This window comes from Paenibacillus agricola (genome assembly GCF_011440305.1).
Taxonomy (GTDB): domain Bacteria; phylum Bacillota; class Bacilli; order Paenibacillales; family NBRC-103111; genus Paenibacillus_S; species Paenibacillus_S agricola.
This window is the reverse complement of the sequence record NZ_JAAOIW010000001.1, coordinates 708,563-734,536: the sequence shown is the minus strand read 5'-3', so window position 1 is coordinate 734,536 and position 25,974 is coordinate 708,563. Positions and strand designations below refer to the sequence as shown.

At 47.0% G+C, this 25,974-nt stretch carries 21 protein-coding genes; 17 read left to right on the top strand and 4 right to left on the bottom strand.

Going from position 1 to position 25,974, the window contains the following annotated elements; all coding sequences use genetic code 11:
- The first annotated feature begins 119 nt into the window (after positions 1–119).
- The 7 genes from G9U52_RS03580 (at position 120) to G9U52_RS03550 (ending at position 10,894) form a co-directional block, all read left to right on the top strand.
- Positions 120–2,150, top strand: a complete 2,031-nt coding sequence (locus G9U52_RS03580; protein ID WP_166146221.1) for an alpha-amylase family protein — start codon at positions 120–122, stop codon at positions 2,148–2,150.
- Positions 2,151–2,316: 166 nt separating this feature from the next.
- A complete protein-coding gene (locus tag G9U52_RS03575; RefSeq protein WP_166146218.1) occupies positions 2,317–3,858 on the top strand; it encodes a type 2 periplasmic-binding domain-containing protein in 1,542 nt (513 codons plus the stop codon).
- Positions 3,859–3,973: 115 nt separating this feature from the next.
- Positions 3,974–6,001: an alpha-amylase family protein gene (locus tag G9U52_RS03570; protein WP_166146215.1), complete on the top strand. Its 2,028-nt coding sequence runs from the start codon at positions 3,974–3,976 to the stop codon at positions 5,999–6,001.
- A 112-nt stretch (positions 6,002–6,113) separates the two neighbouring features.
- On the top strand, positions 6,114–8,123 hold the full coding sequence (locus tag G9U52_RS03565) for a family 10 glycosylhydrolase (RefSeq protein ID WP_243767095.1): 2,010 nt from the start codon (positions 6,114–6,116) through the stop codon (positions 8,121–8,123).
- Positions 8,124–8,344: 221 nt separating this feature from the next.
- Positions 8,345–9,208: an alpha/beta hydrolase family protein gene (locus G9U52_RS03560; protein ID WP_243767094.1), complete on the top strand. Its 864-nt coding sequence runs from the start codon at positions 8,345–8,347 to the stop codon at positions 9,206–9,208.
- Between the two features lie 20 nt (positions 9,209–9,228).
- Positions 9,229–10,203: an aldo/keto reductase gene (locus G9U52_RS03555; protein ID WP_207952758.1), complete on the top strand. Its 975-nt coding sequence runs from the start codon at positions 9,229–9,231 to the stop codon at positions 10,201–10,203.
- A gap of 19 nt (positions 10,204–10,222) precedes the next feature.
- Positions 10,223–10,894: an HAD family hydrolase gene (locus tag G9U52_RS03550; protein WP_166146212.1), complete on the top strand. Its 672-nt coding sequence runs from the start codon at positions 10,223–10,225 to the stop codon at positions 10,892–10,894.
- A gap of 140 nt (positions 10,895–11,034) precedes the next feature.
- Here G9U52_RS03550 and G9U52_RS03545 read toward each other — a convergent pair whose 3' ends face one another.
- Positions 11,035–11,973, bottom strand: coding sequence for an AraC family transcriptional regulator (locus tag G9U52_RS03545; RefSeq protein ID WP_166146209.1), 939 nt, complete (start codon positions 11,971–11,973; stop codon positions 11,035–11,037).
- Between G9U52_RS03545 and G9U52_RS03540 the strand changes: the two genes are divergently transcribed.
- Positions 11,964–13,934 (top strand): ADP-ribosylglycohydrolase family protein, encoded by a 1,971-nt coding sequence (locus tag G9U52_RS03540; protein WP_207952757.1) that lies wholly within the window; start codon positions 11,964–11,966, stop codon positions 13,932–13,934. The two genes, G9U52_RS03545 and G9U52_RS03540, sit on opposite strands and share 10 nt — an antisense overlap.
- Positions 13,935–14,263: 329 nt before the next feature.
- On the top strand, positions 14,264–14,602 hold the full coding sequence (locus tag G9U52_RS03535) for a DeoR/GlpR family DNA-binding transcription regulator (protein WP_166146203.1): 339 nt from the start codon (positions 14,264–14,266) through the stop codon (positions 14,600–14,602).
- A gap of 152 nt (positions 14,603–14,754) precedes the next feature.
- On the opposite strand, the gene G9U52_RS03530 is transcribed toward G9U52_RS03535, so the two are convergent.
- The gene (locus G9U52_RS03530) at positions 14,755–15,213 is read right to left on the bottom strand and encodes a flavodoxin (protein ID WP_166146200.1); all 459 of its coding nucleotides are present in this window, start codon (positions 15,211–15,213) and stop codon (positions 14,755–14,757) included.
- 218 nt (positions 15,214–15,431) lie between these two features.
- Between G9U52_RS03530 and G9U52_RS03525 the strand changes: the two genes are divergently transcribed.
- The 3 genes from G9U52_RS03525 to G9U52_RS41270 are packed head-to-tail and all read left to right on the top strand — an operon-like array spanning position 15,432 to position 17,788.
- The gene (locus tag G9U52_RS03525) at positions 15,432–16,121 is read left to right on the top strand and encodes a DUF421 domain-containing protein (RefSeq protein WP_311764798.1); all 690 of its coding nucleotides are present in this window, start codon (positions 15,432–15,434) and stop codon (positions 16,119–16,121) included.
- 49 nt (positions 16,122–16,170) lie between these two features.
- Positions 16,171–16,773, top strand: a complete 603-nt coding sequence (locus tag G9U52_RS39710) for a PDC sensor domain-containing protein (protein ID WP_243767093.1) — start codon at positions 16,171–16,173, stop codon at positions 16,771–16,773.
- Between the two features lie 19 nt (positions 16,774–16,792).
- Positions 16,793–17,788 (top strand): sensor domain-containing diguanylate cyclase, encoded by a 996-nt coding sequence (locus G9U52_RS41270; RefSeq protein ID WP_311764797.1) that lies wholly within the window; start codon positions 16,793–16,795, stop codon positions 17,786–17,788.
- On the opposite strand, the gene G9U52_RS03515 is transcribed toward G9U52_RS41270, so the two are convergent.
- A complete protein-coding gene (locus G9U52_RS03515; RefSeq protein ID WP_166146197.1) occupies positions 17,774–18,661 on the bottom strand; it encodes an AraC family transcriptional regulator in 888 nt (295 codons plus the stop codon). The genes G9U52_RS41270 and G9U52_RS03515 overlap by 15 nt on opposite strands.
- A gap of 163 nt (positions 18,662–18,824) precedes the next feature.
- Here G9U52_RS03515 and G9U52_RS03510 point away from each other — a divergent pair, with 163 nt between their 5' ends.
- Entirely contained in the window at positions 18,825–20,300 is a 1,476-nt protein-coding gene (locus G9U52_RS03510) for an alpha-glucosidase/alpha-galactosidase (protein WP_166146194.1), read from the top strand.
- Positions 20,301–20,420: 120 nt separating this feature from the next.
- Here G9U52_RS03510 and G9U52_RS03505 read toward each other — a convergent pair whose 3' ends face one another.
- Complete coding sequence (locus tag G9U52_RS03505; RefSeq protein WP_166146191.1) at positions 20,421–21,407, bottom strand: GNAT family N-acetyltransferase; 987 nt, start codon at positions 21,405–21,407, stop codon at positions 20,421–20,423.
- A gap of 384 nt (positions 21,408–21,791) precedes the next feature.
- Here G9U52_RS03505 and G9U52_RS03500 point away from each other — a divergent pair, with 384 nt between their 5' ends.
- From G9U52_RS03500 to G9U52_RS03485, 4 genes are all read left to right on the top strand, one after another.
- On the top strand, positions 21,792–23,018 hold the full coding sequence (locus G9U52_RS03500) for a hypothetical protein (RefSeq protein WP_207952756.1): 1,227 nt from the start codon (positions 21,792–21,794) through the stop codon (positions 23,016–23,018).
- Positions 23,019–23,474: 456 nt separating this feature from the next.
- Positions 23,475–23,912, top strand: coding sequence for a cupin domain-containing protein (locus tag G9U52_RS03495; protein WP_166146188.1), 438 nt, complete (start codon positions 23,475–23,477; stop codon positions 23,910–23,912).
- Between the two features lie 3 nt (positions 23,913–23,915).
- Positions 23,916–24,773 carry a creatininase family protein gene (locus tag G9U52_RS03490; RefSeq protein WP_166146185.1) on the top strand — a complete coding sequence of 286 codons (858 nt, stop codon included), beginning with the start codon at positions 23,916–23,918 and terminating at the stop codon, positions 24,771–24,773.
- Between the two features lies 1 nt (position 24,774).
- The gene (locus G9U52_RS03485) at positions 24,775–25,974 is read left to right on the top strand and encodes an amidase (RefSeq protein WP_166146182.1); all 1,200 of its coding nucleotides are present in this window, start codon (positions 24,775–24,777) and stop codon (positions 25,972–25,974) included.

Genomic DNA, 25,974 nt, shown 5'->3' with positions numbered 1-25,974 from the left:
AATGAACGGTAGACCAATTAGATAGAACACAATCAAACGGTTATCATGCCTTGTTGAATCAATCCTGAATGCTGGAATGATCCACCTGGATGGTAACCGTTTCTAGGAGGAAGCTAAAGATGAGCATATCAACGGAGTCAAAATCATGGTGGCAGAAACCACTGCGCGTTATTCAACCTAATCTACAAGTAAGGGATACCGATTTAATCGATCCCGCAGAGCTAGCGGCACAAATGAAGGACATGGGTGCCAATACGATCGTATTTAATGTAGGCGGCATTTATGCTTGGTACCATTCCCAAGTGAAATACCATACGATTAATGAGTTTTTGCCTACATCGTTTGATTTATTGAAAGCTGTTATCGAAGAATGCCACAAGCTGGATATTCGTTTTATTGCCCGCGTGGATTTTAGTAAAGCCGAAGACTCGATTTATTTACAACGGCCAGATTGGTTTGCCAGGGATATTGCTGGAGAACCCGTAACGATTGGAGCGCTTCGCCCTGGAAACTGGTCGTTGCTGATGTCCACATGCATCAACAGCGCTTATAGAAATGATGCTGTAGCTGTTCCTGTGTTACAAGAAATCATGAGCAACTATGATATTGATGGTATTTTCTTTAATGCTCCGAATTACACGGTTTGCTTCTGTGAAGCTTGCCGCCGTAAGTACTCGACTTTATATAACACCGAAATGCCTTCGGACAGGAAGCAATTCCATCCAGACTGGGCTTCCACTTGCATGCGTGACAATATGGATAATCTGTATGCGACGATCAAACAAACCGGCAAGGATATCCCGATGATCCTTTACTACAATTTGTACCATGATAATTTGTTTGACCGTGCTGAAACAACCGATATGCTTTGCACCGAGCCGCAGGATATTTTGTCGCTGGGCCATCACCATATCCCTGAATTTTGGAAGCCGGCGCTTAGCATGAAAATGGGAAGAAGCTTGCCTGACCGCCCTACTCCGTTTGGTATCGTCCATTCAAGTCCTGGTATGGATTGGCGGCATACAGGATTGCCACCAGCAGAATACAGCTTCTGGCTTTCACAGATTCCGGCGCATGGTGGCAGCATCTGGCATTCCTTGACGGGTATCCCGAACACAATTGGCGACAAACGGATTCTTGATGTGGTCAAAAGCTTCAACCTCAACGTGGAAAAGGTCGAGAGCTATATGGACGAAGCTATAGCATCTGCACAGATTGCCATGATGTGGACAGCCGATGCCTCTGCGGAAGGTTGGGCAGATGGCTTGATCAATATGCAAATTCCATTTGACGTCTTGCTGGAGGCACAAGCGACGCCTGACAAGCTTTCTGAATATAAGGGGCTCGTCATTCCGGAAGGCATGAAGTATAACGATAGCTTCATTAGTATCCTTACTCATTATGTTGAGGCTGGTGGACATATTTTCGTTGAAGGAACGATTCCTAATCATCCTGAGTTATTGAAGCTGTTGGGCATTTCCGAGGATTTCTATATCAGCGAGCCCTTAACGGCATCCTACTTGCGCTTTGAAGGAGCTAATAATCCTTTGCAAAAAGGGTTGGAGCATACCGAAATTATCGCACATCGCGGCAAGGTGTTATATGTATTGCCTAATGGAGCTAACACACAGGTACTGGCAACACTCGTTCCGCCTTTCTCACCTATGGAGAGTGTTGGCGCCCCTCCTGAACGTGCCTCGTTGCCTGTAAGCCATACCGACCTGCCACTTGCGGTTTGGAATGCTGTGGGTAAAGGCCATGCCTTATATCTGCCATTCTCATTAAGCCACTTAATTAATGAATATAAGCTGGGCGAGCATTACCAGGTATTGTCCAATGCGATTGATATGGCGCTCGGTAAGGACAAGTTTATTGAAGTCAGCAATTATCAAGGATTGCAAATGACCGTATTCGAAAAAAATAATACGTTATTGGTCCACTTGGTTAATGGTGTGGGCAGACGTCCATTGTCAACGAATATTCCTTTGCATGAAATTATCGTCAAGCTGAAGCTGGATAGCAAGAAAGTGAAAGCGGTGCGCCAGCTGATCTCGGAGCAGCCATTAAGCTTTGAGAGCAGCAATGGAAAGCTTTCCATTACAGTGCCAAAGCTAGATATTTGGGAATGCCTGCTGATTGAGTTCGAATAAAACGCTACAGACTGTTTTTGCCTTTCGGACAGTTCTTGTCTTTCCTCATAGATTACATGAATTGTCTGTATTATTCCGGTTGTATGCACCTTAATATCAAATCAATGGGGATCAGCCTTCACGAAAGTGGAGGCACCCTTAATACAATTATCAAGGGGGAAGATGTATGAAAGCGTTTCAGAAATGGTCAACAGGGGTATCTTGCGTCGTGGCTTTATCATTAGTTGCCGGCTGTTCAGGCGGGGCGGCTACAGAGAAACCAGCAGCAACGGCACCAGGTACTACAGATACGAAAGCTGCTGCGAAGCCGCTTGAAATCAAGATTTTTGCCGGCTTATACAATGAAGTTCCTGATATGAAAAATCCGTTCTGGACGGAATGGGAAAAGCGAACCAACAGCAAGCTGGATATCGAATGGGTACCTGATGGTGACTTGAAAACGAAAGCGGATCTATTGTTCGCTTCCGCCGATCTTCCTGAGGTTGTGGCATCACCTGATGCAACTTGGCCTACACTTCGCAGTGCGATCAGGAATGGTGCATTTTGGGACTTGGGACCTTTTCTTGGTGACTTGAGCCAATATCCGAATTTGAAAAAGAATATGGCCCCTGACTGGCAAAAATATTTAACTGTAGACGGTAAAGTGTATGCGGTTCCACGTTCCCGTTCAAGGATTGATAATGGGATTAAAATCCGTAAGGATTGGCTCGATAAATTAAACATTCCCGTACCGACTACTCTGGATGAATATGCTGCGGCATTGAAAAAAATGGTTGAAGGCGATCCTGATGGAAATGGCAAGAAGGATACACTTGGGTTAATCGGGCATGGAGTAATTATTGCTGACGGCGATGATGCATTTGGCGCTGGCTTCGGTACGCTTGATCCTACTTATAATAGTGAAGGCGGCATGATCGACAAAAGAATGACGCCTCAATATACGGAGATGGTCAACTGGTTTAAAGGCTTGTACACGGATGGGGTCCTTTCCAAAGAATTTGCTGTTATGAAGAAAACACAAGCTGAAGAGCTTTACAAAACAGGCCGTGCAGCTTCTTATGCAAGAAGCGTTTGGTGGGATAAAGAATATGAGGATTCCATTAATAAAACACAGCCGGATTCCAAAATTCTGAACTTGACTTTAAATGGACCTAAAGGACCTGCTATCGTATTATCTACGGGCGTATCAGGTGGTTATTACATCTCCAAGAAGGTTCCTGAGGCGAAAGTGAAGGAATTGCTAAAATATTTTGATTACACGGCTTCTGATGAAATGACGGACTTTGGTTATTACGGGATTGAAGGCGTGCATCATAAAGTGGTCGGTGGACAAAAAGTATTAACCGATTTGGGTGTGAAAGAGGTTAATACTACAAGTAAAGGCGCAGGCGTTCTTGCTTATGCCAAATGGGGTAAAGTAGAAAGTGCTTCGGGAGATAAAGCGTACAATGATGCCAAGAAAAAAGAAGTTGAAGCTTATGACACGATTGGTAAAGTAGACCCTTTCCGTTATGTATATTCCGCAACCTTCAACAGCACTTGGCCCAAATATGATTCTGAATGGAAAGCCATGGTGACGAAAGCTATTGTTGGACAAATTACAATGGATGAATATAAGGCTTATATTGAGAAACTGAATAATCTTCCAGAGATGAAGAAGGCTTATATGGAAAATACCGAAGCTTACAAAGAGTTTAACAAGAAATAAGCAGCACTTGATCGAGCGATACGTAATAAAGAACCAACCATGGACGGTTACCGGAGCTTCCTCCAGTAACCGTTTCAAGTTGCTTGGGGATACCGTTTAGAAGGAGGCTTTACCTATGCAAACGAAAGAAAAAGCTTGGTGGAAAAAACCATTACGCGTTGTCCAAACCAATTTGCAAATTAAAGACACTGCTTTAATTGATCCCGAACGTTATGCCGCAGGCATGAAGCAGCTAGGAGCCAATACGATTTGCTTTAATGTAGCGGGCATTTATGCTTGGTATCCAAGCAAGGTGCCTTACCATACGATTAATGAATATTTGCCGCAAAACTTCGATTTGCTGCAGGAGGTTATTGCCGCTTGCCATAAGCAAGGGATCCGCTTTATCGCTAGGTTCGACTTTAGTAAAACCGAGGATACGTTTTATTTACAGAAGCCACAATGGTTTATTAGGCAGCCTTCAGGCGAGCCTGAAATTATTGGTGCGGGTCGGCCAGGCAAATGGCCGCTTTTAATGTCTACCTGCTTGAATGGTGCATACCGCAATGAAGCAGTAGCGATTCCAGTGCTGGATGAAGTCATTAGCCATTATGATATCGACGCGATCTTTTTTAATGCGCCGCGATTTGTGCCGTGCTGGTGCGAAGCTTGCCACAAGAAGTATATCAAGCTATATAATAAGCCACTTCCTATCGATAAAAGCCAATTTGATCCTTCTTGGGCACCGACCTGCTTCCGCGACAATGCCAATAATTGGTATCGTTTTATTAAAAGCAAAAATCCAGAGCTTCCGATGATCCTTTATTTATATCCGGCTAATATGCTGGACCGGGAGCAAACATCGGATATGCATTGCACGGAGCCGCAGGATATTTTGTCGCTAGGGCATCATCATATTCCTGAATTCTGGAAGCCTGCACTCAGCATGAAGCTTGGCATCTCCCTTCCAGATCGGCCAACTCCGTGCGGCATTGTCCATTCAAGCCCGGGCATGGATTGGCGCCATACCGGACTGCCACCTGCTGAATATAGCTTCTGGCTATCGCAAATTCCAGCCCAAGGCGGGAACATCTGGCATTCGTTGACCGGCATACCGGAAACGATTGAGGACAAACGCATTCTTGAGGTGGTTGCTGATTTCAACCACAATGTCGAGAAGGTTGAAGCCTACATGGAGGATGCCATTGGCGTAGCGCAAATTGCGATGATGTGGACAGGTGATGCTTCCGCTGAAGGCTGGGCGGACGGCTTGATCAATATGCAAATTCCGTTTGATGTGATTTTAAGCGCGCATGCAACAGCGGAAAAGCTGTCTCCTTATAAAGGCCTGATCATCCCTGAAGGCATGAAGTATTCGGATGAATTTATTGCTTTAATCAGCGACTATGTGGAGGCCGGTGGTTGTATATTTGCCGAAGGGGCTATCCCTGAAGAGCCAAGGCTGCTTGCATTGCTTGGGATCGCCAACGATTTATATACCAGCGAAGCTTTGACCGCTTCCTATTTGCGCTTCGAACGCTCCGAGGGAGCGAGCAACCCGCTGCAAAAAGGGCTGGAGCATACCGAGCTGATCGCGCATCGCGGCAAGGTGGTCTATGTGAGGCCAGTTGGCGTCCAAAGCCAAGTGCTGGCAACGCTGGTGCCGCCATTCTCGCCGATGGAAAGCGTAGGGGCTCCGCCTGAGCGGGCCTCGCTTCCCGTAAGCCATACCGACCTGCCGCTTGCCGTATGGAATCAGGCAGGTAAAGGGCACGCGATGTATATGCCTTTTTCGCTGAGCCATTTGATCAATGAATACAAGCTGGGCGAGCATTACCAGCTGCTGTCCAACGCGATCGACATGGCGCTCGGCGAGCATAAATTTATTGAAATCAGCAATATCCAAGGGCTGCAAATGACCCTGTTCGAGAAGGGGAATACGCTGCTCATCCATTTGGTAAACGGGGTAGGCCGCCGGCCGTTATCATCAAATATTCCCTTACATGACATCGCGCTAAGCTTAAAAATTGACGGCAGACGTGTCAAACAAGTCAGCCAGCTTATTTCGGGTGAAGCACTTAGCTATCAAGAAGCTGCAGGCAGGCTGGCTATTAGCGTACCACGCTTAACGATTTGGGAATGCTTATTGATTGAGTTTGAGTAAAGTTTTGACTAGATTGGATGAACTTAAGAAACGACCAGCCTGAGCGGAGGAAGGGTCATCTTGTGGAGTGGCTTCTTGCTGGCTAAAGAATAGGAATAGGATTGGGGAGAATATGATGAGCTGGTGGCAAAAAAACAACTTAAGACTGGTACAAAATAATCTTCGTGAAACCGATGCGAATTTGGATGTAGACCGCTTAATTACAGACCTGCAGGCATTATCAACGAACGTACTTATGATGAATGGCGGCGGGATTGTCGCTTTTTATCCAACAAAGCTGGAGTACCAATATCGTGCAGAGGGTCAAACGAAGGATTTACTGAAGGAAGCTGTCGAGAAATCGCACACAGCCGGGATGAAGTTTATTGCCCGCTTCGATTTTAGCAAAGCCCATGAGACCATTTTCGCCCAAAAGCCGGAGTGGTTTTACCGTACCCGTGAGGGTAAGGAGGTCAATTACCACGGGATTGTTCATACCTGCATTAATGGTTATTACCAAAGGGAATATTCGCTGCAAATGATTGATGAAGTGATCTCCAACTACGATGTAGACGGTATTTTTTTCAATATGTTTGGCTACCAAACCCGTGACTACAGCGGCACGAATTATGGAATCTGCTTCTGCGATAGCTGCAAAACCAAATTCCGCGAATTTAGCGGCTTGGATCTGCCTTTGACCGAAAGCCTTGAGGATCCGGTTTACCGTCAATACAAGCTATTTCAAGATGCTACAACCAAGGAAATGCTGGACCGTATTTATGAGCTTGTAAAAAGTAAAAATAAAGATATCGCGATCTCCACCTACAACGAGCATAAAGTCGACATTGTCCGCAAGGAATCGAATACGGATAACAAACGCCCACTCCCGGTTTGGTTATATTCGGCTTCGGAGAATGTAGCGTCACTAGAGGACTCGTGGGATGACAAGCTGGTCAGCAATTGCTGCATCAATGCGATTGATTTGGTTCACCGCTTTACTGGTGTTTCCAGCCATGAGGTCAATATTCGCTTGAAGGCTGGCTTAGCAAGCGGTTCGGGTTTGGACTTCTGCATTATTGGCGTATTCGAGGATTACCCAGACCGGGAAAATCTGCCAACCGTCGCTTCTGTCTTTGAGTACCACAAAAATAATGAAGACTATTACGGCAATTTCCTCTCGATGTCTGATGTGGCATTAATTAAACCCGGAAAACCGGTTCAGAAAAATATGAAGGAATATTTTGGGATCTACAAAATGCTGAAGGAAGCGCATATCGTGTTTGACGTGCTGGACCAGAATGTACTTGCTCGCAAGCTTAGCTCCCTGAATTCATACAAAGCTGTCATCATTCCCGACATCAGCGAATTCTCCGAGGAGGAGCTGCAAGCACTGGAGAGCATCTCCCTGCAAGGCGTGTCCTTGATCAGTACAGGGGGTTCCTTTACAGCGGGCGCTGCTAATCAGTCGTTCCTCAAGCGTAATTTTGACGCTGTCTTGGCTCAGGAGCATGTCCATAATCAGGAAGCGGCTTATTTACTAACGGATGATAAGCAAATATTTAATAGCTTTCCCGAACGGGATTGGATTTTCCTTACGGGCTCCTTTTATAAAATGGAGTTTGGAGCCAGCACCCAGAAGCTGCTGCCTTATGTGATTCCATCCACTTTTGGTCCTCCGGAGCGTGCTTCCGGCCATAAAATATCCGAGCAGCTTTGGGGCGCAGCAACGAACAAGAAAGGGCAGCAAACCAACATCTATATCCCATGGCCGGCTGGCGAGCTTTATTATAAACATGGCTATGCTGACCATAAACATGTCGTGTTAAACCTGTTGCAGCAAGCGATTAAGCAGCCGCTGGTGCTTACGACGAATGCTCCTTCTAGTGTTGAGGTGTTCTTCCATAAGCTTGCTGATGGCTCCTATCTGTTGCATTTGCTGAATCTATCGGGATTCAACGGTTTAACGTACACACAGCCGCTACCTATTTTCGACTTAAAGATTACCCTTAATGGGCTTGGCGAATGCAATGAAGCCATTTATTTAGTTGATCAATCACAAGCTATCTATGCCAATTCGGAGCAACAAATAACGATTGAAGTGCCAGAGCTGACGGATTTTGCAGCGATTGTCATTCGCAAGTAGTTTACTATTTTCTACTCTGTAAACTCATAGATATAAAAAACACCTCACTATCCACTATTCAAGTGGGAGTTGAGGTGTTTTTTTATCGTGTACCAACAACGGCAGGAATCCCCATACGCTTGACTTCACCTGCCAGATGGCCACCTAGGGGTGGTCGTTTTTAAGTAACTCGAATTTTGTGGGGTAAAGCGTTACAATAGAAGAAAAAGGAGTGATGGGACTTGAGTGAGCATGCTATTATTGAGGAAGCTTTTACGCTAGAGGCGGGACACTTGGACACGGGTGAGCAGCTTTTTATCCGTGGAGAAGTTCGAGTCATACCTGAGGGCAATTCACCTAAGCCTGTACTTATCATCTGCCACGGCTTTAAGAGCTTTAAGGACTGGGGATTTAATCCTTATATAGCGGGACAATTTGCCAAGCATGGCTTTTATGTCATTACCTTTAATTTCTCTTGCAATGGAGTTAATCGCAGCGACTTTGACGAACTGGATCGGTTTGCGGTCAACACCTTTTCCAGAGAGCAGCAGGATGTGGGATTGGTTATTCAAGCACTGACGGATGTTGCACTTCCTTTGACTCCATATGCGGATGCAGCCAGCCTTCATTTGCTAGGCCACAGTAAAGGTGGAGCAACAAGCCTTATTTTCGCGGCTGACCACCCTGAGGTGAAATCCGTGGTAACATGGAATGGAATTGGATATACGGATTTATTCGATGATACCTTTAAGCAAGTGCTGGCCGAGAATGGAGTCGCTTATGTAGCAAATACCCGCACCAAGCAGGAAATGCCGATTAAAGCTGTGTTTTATGAGGATTTAAAGCTTAATGAAGACCGCTTTAATATTGTGCAGCGCTTGGCTACTCTGACGACACCTGTATTGCATGTCCAAGGCGACCAGGATGGCAAACGTTTAATGAAAAGCTTGGACGCGATGCGTGCCGTAGCTCCGCACAATCCCGTTGCCATGATAGAAGGCGGAACCCACACATTCGGGGCGGTCCATCCGTTTCAGGGAACAACACCACAGCTTGAGCAAGCCATACAAGCATCCGTACAATTTCTCTCAGGTATTCAAGCTTAAAAAAGGAGATGTTGATAGCCATGCAGCACAGAAAATTAGGGAGAACCGGATTAAAGGTATCCGAGGTTAGCTTAGGGACGATGGCATTTGGCCGTTGGATTGATGAGGAGCAATCGCAGCTCGTCTTGGATGCTGCGATAGATGCAGGCATTACGCTTGTCGATACGGCTGATGTCTATGGCAAAGGGATGGACCGTGATAATCCGCTGGAGTCCGGTGAATCGGAGTACATACTCGGGAGAGTGTTAAAGGGTAGGCGGAACCAGATTATTTTGGCGACGAAGGTTCATGGCAAGGTAGGCATCGGTCCTAACGACTCTGGCCAAAGCCGCTACCATATATTCCGTGCGATTGATGCCAGCTTGCAGCGGCTGCAAACGGATTATATTGATTTGTACCAAGTGCATCGCTTCGATCCCGAAACGCCTCTTGAGGAAACACTTAGCGCTTTGGATGACTTGGTGAAATCGGGCAAAGTCCGATACATCGGCTGCTCCAACTTTGCCGCCTGGCAAATTGCCAAGGCTCATGGCATTAGTGCGCTACACCACCTTCACCGCTTCGAAAGTGTACAGCCGGAATATAGCATAATTTCGAGGGGGATTGAAAGTGAATTACTGCCTTTTGTGGAGTCGGAGCAAGTCGGTGTGGTCGTGTATAGCCCATTAGGCAGAGGGCTTCTGAGCGGAAAGTACAAGCAGGGCGAGGCTCCTCCTGAAGGCTCACGCGGTGCGGCAGGGGAAAAGCGGCTCCATAGCCTGCTTGGTGCGGATAGAAATTACCATATTGTTGAATCGCTTAAGCCACTGGCAGCCAACAGAGGTTGGACACTGGCGCAATTCGCGCTGGCGTGGGTGCTTAGCAACCGCCATATTTCTTCCGCAATACTAGGGGTATCCCGTCCTGAACAAATTGGGGACGCTTTGCAGCATATCGACCAAAAGCTAACGTCTGAAGAATTGGCTGAGGTAGACCGGATTTCGAAAGTGGACTAATGCGGGAAAAGAGGATCATATGTGGAATAATCAAAGCATTAGCTGGATCTTTTTTGATATAGGCGAAACACTTGTTGATGAATCGAAGCCTATAGGAGATAGTATTGAGCAATTTGTGCAGCAGGCCGGCAAGCTCGGCTATTCGATTGAAGCTCCAACTGTAAAGCAAGCGCTGATGGACTATCATCGGCAATTATGCGAATTTCCCATGCGTCATGTTATGAAGCAATTGGTTCCATCCGAGCAGGATCGCCTTGCAATCTGGAAAGCGATGGCATTTCGTAAGGAGTTGGAGGAGCCTTATCCAGAATCGCTCAAAGTATTAAGTACCTTACAGCCCCATTATAAAATAGGGATTATAGCCAACCAAAGCAAGGGAACGGTCAGTAGGCTGGAGAAGTATGGGATGCTTCCCTATATTTCGCTCGTATGCTGCTCGGCGGAGACGGGTCTGTCGAAGCCGGATGCCCGCTTCTACGAGCTGGCTTTAAAGGAGGCCGGATGCCTGCCCGGGCAGGCGGTTATGATCGGTGACCGTATAGACAACGATGTGATCCCAGCCAAAAGCTTGGGGATGAGCGCCATCTGGGTGCGGCAAGGGCTTGCCAAGCATCAGGATATCCCGCAGAACCATACGGCACCGGATGCTGTGGTGGAGTGCTTGAACGATATTTTGGCATATTTTGCATAAGGTTAGCAGGATAGAGCCATCAGATATCCTATTGAGCAGATTGCAGATTGCTTATATCAGCTTGCGCAAATAGCTTTCTCGAAGGTTTCCTATTAGGAGCCAGCGAGAGGGCTTTTTTCATAAGGGTCATTCTTTTGCAGCTATTTCGTTTCATGAAGCTTTCGATAATGCTGCGGGGATAAGCCCTCCAGCTTTTTAAACATGCGGCTGAAGTAGAACGGATCTGCATAACCGATCGATTCACCGATTTCGCGTACACTTTGCTCCGTGTTCAATAAGTAATGCTTCGCTTGTTGAATTCGCATTTGATGGACATAGGCCATCATCGTAATACCTGCGTATTTTTTGAACACCTGGCATAAATATTCATATTTTCGATCGGTCATTTGCTCCAAGGCTTCGGTGGAAACCTCAGTTTCATAATTATTATTTAAATGATTGGCCAGCTTTCTGAACGTGGTGTAGGAAGTGGGGAACACCGTGTGCGTCTTGTTGTATTCGAGGAAATCATGGGCTAACAGCCTGATGATTTCACCCAGCAGCAGCGTGGCATGAAAGCGGAAATGGCCGACCGGCTTATCTAATATTTCGACTAACTGCTCAAATATGACTAATAGCTTATATCGATGCGAGGTAAGAAAGCGTCTCGGAATAATAAGCGGATCCTCAAACTGGCCCTCGGATATGCGTAATGCACTGCTTTGCACATGGACAATATTAAGCTTGGCTGCTCGTTCCGCGACAAACTCCTGAATGCCAGGCTCACAGGAAAACTGCACCCAGTAAAACTGCCCTTGCTGCTCATCGACCCTCCAGCCGCGATGCTGTTCCCAGGGCATAAGCAGCAGTGCTTCCCCAGTTTGCAGGGTTAACCGCTCTTCATTGGCAGCCTGCAGGTAAACAGGACCTTGGGCAATCAGGATCAATTGATAAAAGGGGTTTTGGTGATTGTCTTTGAAGGTTTTATGTTTGGCATGAAACAAGTCAGCCCACCGAACATCCATGACGGAAAGTCTAGAAAGTGAATAATACATGTCAGCCTCCGAGATTTTGTAATTGATAATCTTAATTGTCTTCATGGCTTTCCAGCACTCGCAGTTCGTATAATAGCATTATACCAAAAATGGTTGGCGGCATATTAAAAACGACCTCGGAGGATGATAAGAAAATGGGCATCAGTATATTGAATGAGCAGGATTATTATAGAATTGTTTACGGCGGTTGGTTAGGAAAAAATATTGGAGGCACCTTAGGGGCTCCCGTGGAAGGGGTCAAGGAGCTATTAAACCTGACCTTTTATCCGCGGCTGCCAGATGGTCCGTTGGAAAACGATGACCTGGATTTACAGTTGGTATGGCTCCACGCATTAGAGCAATATGGACCCAGCTTGACGAACAAGCAGCTCGGGCAAGAATGGGTAGAGCATATTTTTTTCCCGTTTGATGAATATGGCTATGCCTTAAGCAATCTGCGCAGAGGCTTGGTAGCTCCGGTTGCAGGCTGGTTCAATAACCCGTTCACCAATTGCATGGGCTCGCCGATTCGTTCGGAAATTTGGGCGATGGTAGCACCGGGTGCGCCAGAGATGGCTGCCCATTACGCTTACCAGGATGCGACCGTTGACCATGCAGGGGGAGAAGGCGTATATGGAGAAATGTTTTTTGCAGCTATTGAGAGCGCTATCTTTTATGAGCAGGACCGTGATACATTGATTACAATTGGTTTGCGTTATATCCCGGATGATTGCCGCACCGCGCTTGCCGTTAAGGATTTGATCAAATGGTTTGAGGAGGGCAAGGATTGGCAGGCCAATCGAGCGCTTATATTAGAGCATCACGGCCACGATAACTTCACGGATGCCCCACAAAATATCGCTTTTACCATTCTCGGCTGGCTGTATGGCGAGGACTTCGAGGATGCGATCCTAAAAGCAACCAACTGTGGCTATGATACGGACTGCACCGCGGCAACGCTTGGCGCGATTTTGGGTATGATACTTGGACCCGAGGGGCTGCCTGAGAAATGGGTACAGCCGGTCGGAGACCGCGTCGTAGTAAGCCCGCCGATCAAAGGCTTCCCGGCTCCAACGAATCTTGACGAGCTAACTCGCCGCACGATCCGCATGGGCAAGCAAGTGCTGGCGGCATGGGAGACAGATATTCTTATTCATCCTGACCTGCCAACCTCTTGGAACCGCGAAGCTGCCGGCGAACGGGCAGTTAAGCAATACTGGAGCCGCAGCGTGACAGAGAACCGTTATTTGCTGCCGCAAGGCACGAATAACAAGCCGGATCTGGAGCTTACGCTGGACTATGGAATGGAGGGACCAGCTATAGGCAGGGGACAGTCCAAAACACTTAAAGCCACTTTAACGAATCAGTCACGGATTGCGCTTAAAGGCAGCCTTTCGCTGGATACGCCACAGGATTGGACGGGAAGCGATCCGCTTGAGGTTAGCCTAGCTCCAGGAGAAACTGTGGAGTGGACGGCTACGGTGCAAGAAGCCTCTGCCACGGCTATAACTTCTCACGAGCTGGCAATCCGATGGACAAGAAGGCATGATGGCCAAGTGTGGTCCGTGGAGCGGGTGCCGTTTGTACTGCTTGGCGCGGGGCATTGGCAGGTATGGGGACCGGGCAGCGAGCAGGCAACAGCTGCTGTGTTTGCGGGCAACCGGCTTGACTGGAGAGCGGCGCTTGGCACAGAAGCAGATGGCTTGTACCGCGCCAGCACGCAGCTGCTGAATCCGTCTGAGCGTAAGCTTCGCCTGATCGCTGCGGCCAACGCCCCCGTTTTGTTGAAGCTAAACGGGGAAATCGTTATCGACTGCCCGCATACACGGGAGTTTATGCCAGCCTACCATAGGCCAGAATCACAGCAAATGATTGAGCTGACGCTTCCCGCAGGAAGCCACCTGCTGGAGGTTGAGGCTACCCGCGAAGGGGCACCGCTTGAGGTTTACATTCTTCCCGTGTCCACTCGGGAGACGGAATCCCCAGGTCCGTTCTATTACTATACGGATATGCTGTTTACACAATAGGAGCCATGATCGATAACAAAAAAGCACCTTCGTATCCACTACAATAGTGGACGGAGGTGCTTTTTTCTTTTGCTCGTAATGGTGGGTCAATGACTGGAAACGTAAAGATGTCAGGAATATGTAGGCAAGGGGATTGACGTATAAGTGTAAAATTCGGTAGGACACTAATGGAAATAAAACCAAACGAAACTAATAACAATAAAATGAAGATTATAAAAATAGATTGACCAAGCCATACCGTTAGACCGGATTCAAGATGCCTTCGATTTGTATAAGCAGCCAGGAGCCGTCAAGAGTAAAATCATGCTTATTAATGGAGCTGAGCCACTGTGAGGGCGCTCACGCAATCACGTAAATTACTGGGGCTGGAGCGCCATCAATACATTATGGAAGGAATCTATGTGGACATCGCTTTTATTGGGGTCAATGGGTTCAGCTTAACTCATGGGTTAACTACGCCAAGCATTGAAGAAGCAAGGGTCGTTAAAAAAGTGATGGTTAATGCACAGAAGGTGGTAGTTGCTGTGGATCATACGAAGTTTAATCATGTGGCATTTTTTCGGCTTTGTACGGTAGAGCAGATTCACACTATTATTACAGATGTGAGGACACCAACTGGCCAGATTGAGCATTTGCGGGACAAAGGTATCACTGTGATCTTAACTTGACAGTCTTGCAGGATAGATCGTGACAGATAAATCGTCGTCAAAATAGGTTCCGTGAGTCGCGAACCAACCAAGCCAGGTGTAGGCTGAACCAAGCCAAGTGCAGGCAGTCCTATACTTAGCAAGGGAAGCTGACTCACGAAATAGGTAAGATCCTAGGCTTGCTCTACGCCAACGAATTGTCTTGCGAATGCGGCTCCGAACTCCTGGCATTGCTCCAGCTCGCTTTTTGAAGGGGACATTTCGATCTTCAAGCCCTCAGCTACAACCTCTGCACCGATTTCTGTCAGCTTGGCAACCAATTGATCAACCGCTCCACCATAAACGGGGTAGGACGAATCGCAAGATCCGAATACAATCGCTTTCTGTCCATCCAGCTGAACCTCGCACATTTCATCGAAGAAATCGAGAAATTCGTCCGGCAAATCCCCATCTCCCCAAGTATAGGCACCAAGCACAATGCCGTCGTAGTTAAGCAGGTCATCACCTGAAGCATACATGACTTCCTTAATTTCCAATTCAACGTGCTCTGATTGAATACCCTCAGCAATGGCATCAGCCATATCTCTTGTGTTTCCAGTTAGGCTTGTAAAAACCATCAAAATTTTACTCATCCCTGTATCCAGCTCCCTATAAAAATAATTAATAATACATATAGGTGATAATCGTTATCACACATTCAATAATGATAATCATTATCATTTATAATGTCAATATTGTCAATCGAAAATTATTTTAAAGGATTTATGTCCCACATTTTAGCTGGATTTAGTATCAAGAATGCTTGCGATAGTGTAAAATGTTCTTAAACGTAAGAGAGGGATGTTCCTAAGTGGAGAGCTTTGTATACATAACAGTTAAATTGGTCACAGCCATGGTAGGGCTATGGTTGATTACAAGAATATTAGGCAAGAAAGAAATATCTCAACTGACTGCTTTTGATTTTGTATCCTCCTTAATGCTGAGCGAAATTGTGGGCAACACTCTTTATGATAAAGATATTAGTTTAATGGAGCTTTTGTACGCGTTGGTTTTATGGACATTGATGGCGATTTTTTTGGAAAAGCTGGTGCAGTTCATTCCAGGTATGTCCAAATATTTGAATGGTCGTGCCGAAATCATTATTTCTCATGGCAAGATTGATTTTCGCGCGATGAAGCGCAATAACCTCGATTTTGACCAGCTCCATACCCTGCTTCGCGAACAAAATATTTTCACGGTACGGGAAGTGGCTTTTGCCGTATTTGAAACCAATGGCAGTATCTCTGTTATGAAAAACTCGTCTGAGGAAAGCGTGACGCGCAAAGATTTGGGGCTGCACGATAAGCCACTCTCCTTGCCTATGGTGATTGTAGAAAATGGGCGTGTCCAACGTGACCGTTTAGCAAGGCTTGGTCGTGATGAGCAGTGGTTAGTTGGCGAGCTTAAGAAGCAGGGAATTAACCGTATACAGGATATCTTGTATATGGAATGGTCGGAGAACGACGGGATGTACATTCAAACCAAAAACGAACAATCTTAAAGCAGATCCAACACTATGTATTCAAGGCAGAGGCTTAGGGGGAACATCATTGGTAGAACACAAGTATGCAAATAAAGGATTTAAACTTTCTCTGATCATTTCCAGCGTCGTTTTATTTTCAGTAATTATTACATTGCTCATCAATGCCCTAGTTGCCTATCAAGCTGAAAAATCCTCTTTGTATAACAATACACTCGATTTAAACAGGATTCATTCCAATGAGCTTAGCCGAACGGCCCAAACGATTATATTATCCATGAAGCAATCCGTAAAAGGGACAGCGCTCTATTATTCGAATGAGGAGAGCTCGGATGAAGCTACACAGAAGCAGTTAGATTTTCTGATGAGCACGGATACCTTCTTTAGCTCGATGTCGATGATTGATACTGAAGGTACGGTACGTTCTGTATCGCCCAGCAGTTTAGGTATCGTTGGTCAAAAGCTGACCTCACAAGCATCGAAACAAGCGCTGGAGCTAAGGAAGCCTTTAATTTCCGAACCTTATGTATCCATTACAAAACGTATGGTTATCATGGTCAGCCACCCTATTTTTGATGTAACCGGCGCCTATAAAGGCTATATAGCTGGCTCTATTTACCTGCAAGAAGCGAATGTGTTGAAAAAAAATATTCGGGGAGCAATCAGAAAATAGTAATGGCTCCTACTTCTATGTGATAGACGCTTCAGGCCATATCTTATTTCATCCGAGTCCTGGGCGGATTGGTACGCCTGCTTCACCCAATCCTGTAGTTCAACAGCTGATGGCTGGACAAAGTGGTCAGCAAAAGGTCACCAATACGGAAGGCCGCCAATTTTTGGCGGGGTACTCCTATGTACCGGAGGTAGGGTGGGGGGTAGTCTCACAATCACCTGTAAGCAATGTGGAAGATAATGTGCGTGCCTTGCTGAGGACGATGGGCTTATACTCGTTGCCGCTATTAGTTATTGTGCTGCTTTTTGTGCTTTGGGTTTCAGCTAAGCTATCAGAGCCACTTAATAAGCTTGCACACCTTGCCTCAAGGCTAAACAAGAATGAAGCTCTATATAGCCAAATTCCGAATATTAATCACTGGAATTATGAGGCTAATGAGCTATACACCACGATAACCGAGGCTTTTAATGCGATGCGTAAAAGGGCGGAGGAGCTATCGTTTGAAGCGCAAACCGATCCTTTGACTGGCCTGACCAATAGAAGATCCATGGAATCCATTCTCCGTTTGTGGTTCGAGAACCCGATGAATTTCAGTATCGTGATGCTTGATTTGGATCATTTTAAAGCTGTCAATGACAAGCACGGCCATCAAATGGGTGACGAGGTGCTCAAATTTACAGCCCGTGTTATGCAGTCCGAAAAACGCGAGCATGATTTTTGCTGTAGATACGGTGGAGAAGAGTTTACCATTCTGCTGCCTGATACTACCAGTGAAGAGGCATTCCTCTTAGCCGAGCGCATAAGAACGCAGATTGAAATTCTGGAGAACCCGATTGGTGAGAAAATTACCATTTCTTTGGGGATTGCCTCTTACCCTGATTCCGCCCAGGATCTCCATACCTTATTTAAATATGCGGACCAATCCTTGTATGAAGCCAAAGAGAATGGGCGTAATCAGACCGTGCTATATAGCGCTTTGAAAAAAATTCCTTTAAATCAATCATCTCAAAAATAAATTATCGGTGGCCAAGCCTTGCTCGCTGCGGTATTTTCCCGGTGACATACCCACCCAATGCCTGAATACCTTGGAAAAATAATTGCCATTGGCAAAACCAACATGAATGGCAATTTCATCCAAGGTTTGCTCCGACGTCTTCAATAAAACGGCAGCCTTCTCAATCCGCAGCTTATTCAAATATTCCAGCGGGGTCAGCCCCATAAAGCGATTAAATTGGCGCAAAAAGTGGTATTTGGACAATCCAGAAATTTCTGCCATTTCGTCAAGATTAACAAGCTGCTCGTAATTAAGATCAATAAAATGGACGGTTTTTAAAATGGATTCCGGGATCTCTGAGCTGGATTTCTCAAAGGTAGTGCTGCGCTGAAGCTCGATAATAAATTGGTAGGCATACAGTGAATTCAAGTATCCATCTGTAATTTGCCGCAGCTTGGCCTGCTCGAATATCAATTTTAAAGTGCGGATAGTAGGGCTATCGATCGTGAAATCGGGTAAATATCCGAGCTTGCCGATAAGCTCCTGAATAATCGTGGCGAGGCGTTCGCCGCGCAAGATAACGAACATGTACTCCCAATGGTCGCTATCCGCAGGAAAATAATAGCGGTGGTTTCCAGGAATCCATACCATAAAAGCTTTCCCGGCAAGCAGGGGATGGGTTTGCTGATCAATCTGGATCATTCCGCGTCCAGATAATGTATATTGGAATAAAAAGCTGCTTTGGTCGCCACGGTTAAGGCCATCCCAGTCATACTCTGTGCTTATTGTATTTTCCCACCCAATCCCATGGATTTGGGCTATTTCATATTCCGGGGTTTCCCGAAACCGAAAGCCGTAGTTATGTCGAAACGGCTCTTTGGACTTGCTTGACATGCTCAGACCCTCCCTTTGGCCATATTTTGAAAGCGTTATAGTAGAACAGCAATATATTGTAGGGTAAAAGCAGTTTATTACCATTGTCATTGTTTATATAATACTTTACTTTATAGATAGGAAGCAATTTATTATATAGATGATCAAACAGGAGGGAATAAGCATGTTGAAGGTAGCCATGATTGGTGCTGGTAGTGTTGGTTTTACACGCAGATTGATGATGGACATTTTATCCGTCGAGAAATTCAGGGATACGGAATTTAGGCTGATGGATATTCACGCAGATAATTTGCGGATGGTTGCAGATTTGTGCCGCAACCTGATTGGCAAGAATAGCTTGGCTGCAACGATCGTAGAAACGACGAACCAACGGGAAGCGATCTCAGGAGCCGATTATGTGATTTGTATGGCGCGTGTTGGCGGGTTGGAAGCGTTCCATCACGATGTGGAAATTCCCTTGAAATATGGTGTGGATCAATGTGTCGGTGATACACTTGGACCGGGCGGCGTGTTTTTTGCACTGCGGACGATTCCTGTACTGCTTGGTATTGCCAAAGATATGCGTGAGACCGCACCTAATGCGTTGCTGCTGAATTACTCCAACCCGATGGCGATGAACACTTGGGCGCTTCGGCGCGCAGGTGGCATTAATGTGGTTGGCTTATGCCACGGCGTTCAAGGCGGCCACAAGCAGATTGCCCGGGCGCTTGGCTTGCCCCGCGAGGAAGTCGATTTTATATGCGCCGGGATTAACCACCAAACCTGGTATATTCAAGTGACCCATGAGGGTAGGGACATGACACCTTATTTGTTGGAGGCTTTCCAGAAGCATCCTGAGCTTTCCGAGCGCGAGCCTTGCCGGATCGATGTACTGAAGCGTTTCGGTTATTATTCAACGGAGTCTAATGGCCATCTGAGTGAATATTTGCCCTGGTATCGCAAAAACAAGGAAGAGATCGACAAATGGATTTATCAAGGCGAATGGATTGGCGGCAGGACCGCTGGTTATTTGAACCATTGCATCTCCAAACGCGATGAATATTTAGAAATGTATCCAAAATGGATGAGCGGCGAAGCTGAATATATGAAGCTAGGCGAACGCTCCGACGAGCATGGTTCTTATATTATCGAGGCGCTGGAAACGGGGAGCACTTACCGCGGCCACTTTAATATCGAGAACAAAGGCTTTATTACGAACCTGCCGGATGGCTCGACAGTCGAAATCCCATGCTACGTGGACCGTAATGGCATTAGTGTAGCATGGGTTGGCGACCTGCCGTTGCAATGTGCGGCGACCTGCCGCACAAGCATCAGTGTGCAGGAAATGGCCGTTGAGGCTGCGTTAACTGGCAACCGCGAGCTGGTAAAGCTGGCGATTCTGCATGATCCGTTAACGGCTACGCAATGTACGACCCAGCAGGTATGGGATATGTGTGATGAAATGTTCGATGCGCTTGCTCCTTGGCTGCCACAGTTTAACGGCGAAGGCAAAACCTGGCCCGATATCCCGCAGCCGGAGGCCTTTTACAAAATCAGCAAGTCGGCTGACGGCTGGCTGCCTCCCGCCCTGCGTGATGGCCAAGACCAAGCAACGGTCAATACAGAGGAACGCTTGTCCGTTGGCTACAAGGATTCGTAGAATAGCGTAGGAAGTATAAGAAAGGGTAGATTGGCTTACAAATAACGCATAAAGCGGCAGTCTATAACGAGCTCCTCGTCATAGGCTGCCGCTCTTTATCCAGAACTATCTCACTTACACTCATCTGAGCTCGCGCACCATCTTATAATTCCCAGGCTCCGCCCGGAAGCCAATCAGATCACGATTTATTCGCAGCATGGGGACATTCATTGAATCGTTGTGTGTTCTCAAATAGGGGACTCCGCATGTGCGGGCCGTTTGCACACCGAGCATTTTTAAGGCGAGCGCAATATGGCGTCCGCGGTATTCCAGAAGCACGCCGGTGTATTCATGATACATCGCCCATGTTTGATCGTTCTGCTGCAACGTGACGACGCCAATGTAGCGATCGCCATCCTTGGCGATATGGATCCATTCCGGGCGTACACCGGTTTGCTCAATGCTCCATTTTTTCCATTCTTCGAAAATGGGAAAGCTGCCGGAGTATCCAGGAATATCGGGATGCGTGACCTTATACAACTCATACAGCTTTCTCTCGCTCGCTTCCCCTGGCACCTCCCCCAACGTGACGAATCGGATTCCGGCTCGCTCTGCCTCGTTGATCGAATTGTACAGTTCACCGCCATCAAATGATGCCAAGTCCAGAACGGATTCGAACGTGTGGCGTTCCTTTACGTAGCCTCGACGTTTTGCAAAAGCTGCCGACCGCTCATCTGTTTCCCTAATGAAGTCGATCAGACGCGAGGCTTTGACAGCTACAGCCCATTGATGAAGCGCAACGTACAAGGCTGTCCCAACCCCGTTCCCACGGCTTTCTGGGTGAACGACAACGGTATGGATCAATGCTCCGGTCTCTGTCCATGGAGCTCTCCAAGCGATCGCGTAGGCGACGACTTGTCCATGCTCGTCTTCCGCAACCCATTTGGGACGATCCCATCCCATCAGCTCGCCCTCTTCATTGTAATGCAGCTTGCCTGGAGGGATTTTGTCCTCGTCTTCCTTCAGCCGTTCAGCCGTTGTCGGCTCCGACCAGATCAGATTTAGCAGCGGAGCAACCGCCACAAAATCGTCCGGTTGTCGCATCCTTCGAATAACGAACTTTGCCATTTTTCTACCTCCAGCTTATTCAAGTAAACTTACATGGAAATTATCCCATATATGTAATATTAATTCACGGGAAAGTCTGGATATAGAAAAAGATTCTGATCGAAGCCCTTTCGATGAGGATACATCGCAGAATTGCCATCAAATAGGTTTTCGATAAGATATTAAGTTTGGCTTAAACGCACGGTGCAAACTATCAGCTATTTGCATCAGGCTTTCGCTGGTGGGTGCGGATCTCTTTGTTGCAAACTTCACAGGGTATTGGCAAGCTAGGAGCATTAAGGTTTTGCGGGATTGGTACATGATTTGACGGATTGTATGCATAGCTCCTCCAAGGTGCGCTTGTTAAACTATGAGTAGTTAGTAAAACAAGGGAGGTAAGCGTCATTGATTGATTTATCTGCTCATTATCCTGCCTATACGGAATTTAACCCGGAGGTTCCCGTTTGGTGTGTCACCCCCAGCGAAGGACGGGTCATCCATCGTTTTTTTGATACATCACCCTTTAGTCCATCGGGTCGGTATATGGCACTTTTTCGTATGCCCTTTGAGGATCGGTACCCGGTTCCTGGTGAAATGGGGCAAATTGTACTGCTTGATCTGCAAGAAGGCACCGAGGCTATTGTAGCTGAGACCTGCGGCTGGGAGAGCCAGGTTGGTGCTCAGGTTCAATGGGGAACTAAGGACACGGAATTATTTTATAATGATGTGAATTCGACCACATGGAAGCCTATTGGCGTGAGGCTGAATCCGTTTACGGGCAGCAAACATATTTTTGAGGAGGGGTTGTTCGTCATTTCGCCTGATGGGCGAAGTGCTGCAACCACCTGCCCGCTCCGTGCAAGGCGAACCCAGCATGGTTATGGCGTGATCGTTCCTGATGAATTCATACCGAGAAATGGTGGGATGCCCTACGACGACGGCATTTATATTACAGATATAGAAAGCGGACGAAGAAAGCTGTTGATCTCGATTGGAGATATGCTGGAATCACTCAGCTCCCAGCTAGATTTGGATAAATTCCGTACGAGTGAAAGCTACGGCTTTCAATGCCGGTATAACCCGCAGGGCACGCGACTGATGATGATTCTCAGATGGCTGAAGCCTGGCGGTGGTGAAATCAAACTGGCCATTACTGTGAAAAGTGACGGCACCGATGTCCACCTGGCTGTATCTCTTGAGGAATATTCGAAGGGCGGCCATCATATTAATTGGCATCCTGATGGTGAGCATTTAACGATGAATTTGAATATCGAAGGGGAGGGGATCCGCTTCGTGCAATTCCGCTACGATGGTAGTGAATTGCACAAGCTGGTGGACAATCCGGGATCCGGGCATCCTACCGTTCATTTGAATGGAACCCATTTGCTGACCGATTCTTATTTAAATGACACAACTGCTTATGGCGATGGAACCGTACCGCTACGCTGGGTTGATTTGCGAAGTGGAAAAGAAACTGCGATTGTGCGCATCCGTACGGAACAAGCTTATGACAAAACTCTTAGGGTGGATCCTCATCCGGCTTGGGATTATGGGTTCAAATGGATTGCGTTTAATGGCTTTGTCGATGGAACGCGCAGAGTATATGTAGCGGATCTATCCTCACTGCTCTAATCTGGAATACGATTGCACCTTGCAATAGCAGGCAGAAAGAGGCGGAGCCGATCCGCCTCTTTCTCATTCACAGGAATTCTTCCAAACATCCGACTTGCCCCCTCCCCTTATGACAATAAGCATCCATGACAACGCGCATTCATCTGAACAGCTTAAATACTAAAGGATAATATTTCTTTTATTGTTAAAATACTTAATAATATCTGAATGAACATAACATACACATAACATTAACATTGGTTATTTTACAGCGTATTGAGTTTTATTTATGTAATTATACAAACTTATGTGATATCCATTGACTAAATACTAGATAAAATCTATATTTCTAATATAAGATGTCACCTAACATTACATAACAAATGAAAAGCTATTAATTGAATCCTCTTTATTATAGTTATGTTAGATATGGGTTCAATTCAAACATTGGACGAAGGTCCCGAGAGGAAGATGATAATGCTAACGACAGGAATGCTTGCAGACCATTTTGAAAACTGCCCGGTGCATAAAATTTCTGCCCAGGACAGCAACAAATTTATTATCCTTTGTGACGGAGAAAAATTTCCTTTTGTATCCGTTGTGGAAATTTTTGATGAGGGTGGGAAAACACCGCCGAACGAACATAGTGCAGCATACGAATATTTTTATGTAATTGCGGGGGAGGGCAAGGCGACCGTAGATGGGGAGGTAGTAGCGATCCGGCAGGGCTCCTATTTCGTTGTATCTCCGGGGCATATGCATGAAGTTGAGAACACGGGGGTCGGAAAGCTTTATGTGTTGACCACGTTGATTCCCGATGAGAATTTTACAGCTCTCATTCGATCCGGCCCAGAGGCTAGCCTGGATGACGAAGATATTCGTGTGCTAACAGGGTTACGCCTGAGAGGAGCATAAGACATGTTTAGATATGAAGGTAAGGCCTGGGAAGAACGGTTTTTACCCCGGCTCTCTTCCCTGCAAATCAAGCAGCTCGCGAAGGATGACGCTCTCGTTATTTTACCGGTCGGTGCAGTCGAGCAGCACGGTTGGCACATGCCGGTCATGACAGACGCTCTCATTGGGGAAGCGCTGCTGACGCAAACGATGGATCTGCTGCCAGAGGAAACGAACGTTTGGCTGCTTCCCCCGATTTCCTACGGTAAGAGCAACGAACACCTGGATTACGCGGGCACCTTTTCCTTGTCTTCGGCAACGCTGCTTCATGTGCTGTCTGATATTGGAGCCAGTGTGAAAAGAAACGGATTTCGACGGCTGCTGTTGTTTAACACACACGGCGGCAATGTTGATTTGCTGAACGTGGCTGCGAGGGAAATCCGGGTTTCAACCGGTCTGATGGTTTTCTACGTTAATCCCCACAGCTTGGACACAACGCATGATCTGGTTTCGGAGGAGGAACTGGAATACGGTATTCATGGCGGGGATATTGAAACCTCTATGCTTATGGCGATTAAACCAAATTGGGTCCAGGAAGAATTAAGGGTATCGGAAATGCCGGATGTGTCTCAACTTGAATTTTTGACCTTGGAAGGAAAAATTCGGTTTGCTTGGGTGATGAGTGATATTTCGCAAAGCGGGATCGCTGGGGACGCTACAAAAGCAACCGCTGAAAAAGGAGAGGTCATCATGCAGCGGAGTGCAAGCGAGCTGGCCAAAGCCATGCAAGAACTGTGTCGATTTGAAATCTCACAGGTTCTCCCCAAAGTAAAGCATGACCCATTCTTCAACAACCGTATCGAAGACGGAGGGGGTCATTAAGATGAGTGATCCTTATGGTGCCTTTTGTAATGATCTCCTTCAATTGGATGCTCTAGGTTCCGGTACATTGAACGGCTTAACCTTTGCGGTAAAGGACGTTTTTGACATAAAAGGGTACGTAGCAGGTGCGGGGAGTCCGGATTGGAAACGAACCCATGTCGCTGCCGAACGTGATGCGGATGCGATCGGTCTCCTGCTGAGGCAAGGGGCGAAAATGATCGGAGTCACGCATTCCGACGAATTAATGTTTGGTTTGAACGGAGAGAATTACCATTATGGAACTCCGCTTAATCCGATGGCGGAGCGGCATATTCCTGGCGGATCTTCCAGTGGATCGGCAGTAGCGGTCGCCGCCGGCTTGGTCGATTTTGCCCTAGGGACGGATACGGCGGGCTCCATACGCATTCCCGCGAGTTATTGCGGCCAATACGGTTTTCGCCCGTCTCATGGAAGTGTGTCGGAGCGAGGGGTTGTCCCGCTTGCTCCGATGTTTGATACCGTTGGCTGGATAGCGAAACAACCCAGCGTGTTGATGGAAGTGGGAATGGTGCTTTTGAAGTCCGAGCCTCCTGCTGATTCCGGTTTTCGCAAGTTGTTCGTGGCGGAGGACATGATGGCATTGGCGGACGGAACTTGTCTAGCAGCACTTTCCCCGGCGATAGGTCAAATCAAGAGCTTTGTAAATGGCACCGAAACTTTCACAGTAGCCGAAGAAGGATTGGAAGAATGGATGCGTGTCTTCCGCACCCTGCAAGGCTGGGAAATATGGCAAACGCACAGGGCATGGATTCAGCGTGAGCAACCACGCTTCGGACCTGGAACCGAGGAGAGGTTTCAGTGGAGCAGCACGCTGCAAGATATCGAAGTGCAGGAAGAACTGCGAATACGTGAACAGATCAAGGAAAGAATGAGAGAGTTGTTAAAGGATGACGGGGTCATCCTTGCACCGACGGCTCCGGGCACCCCCCCACTGCGTAATACGCGAGGGCAGTTGATGGAAGAACGTCGTCAACGAACGCTGCTGCTTGGCTGCGTTGCGGGTTTAGCTGGTTTGCCACAGGTGAACCTGCCTTTTGTCGGCAAGGATGGATTACCTATCGGCTTATCCTTGATTGCTGGTCCCGGACAAGATGCCCGCTTGTTGAAGTGGGTGGAGACCATAACGACTCAACTAGATTTAGACTATAAGCGGGAGGAATGA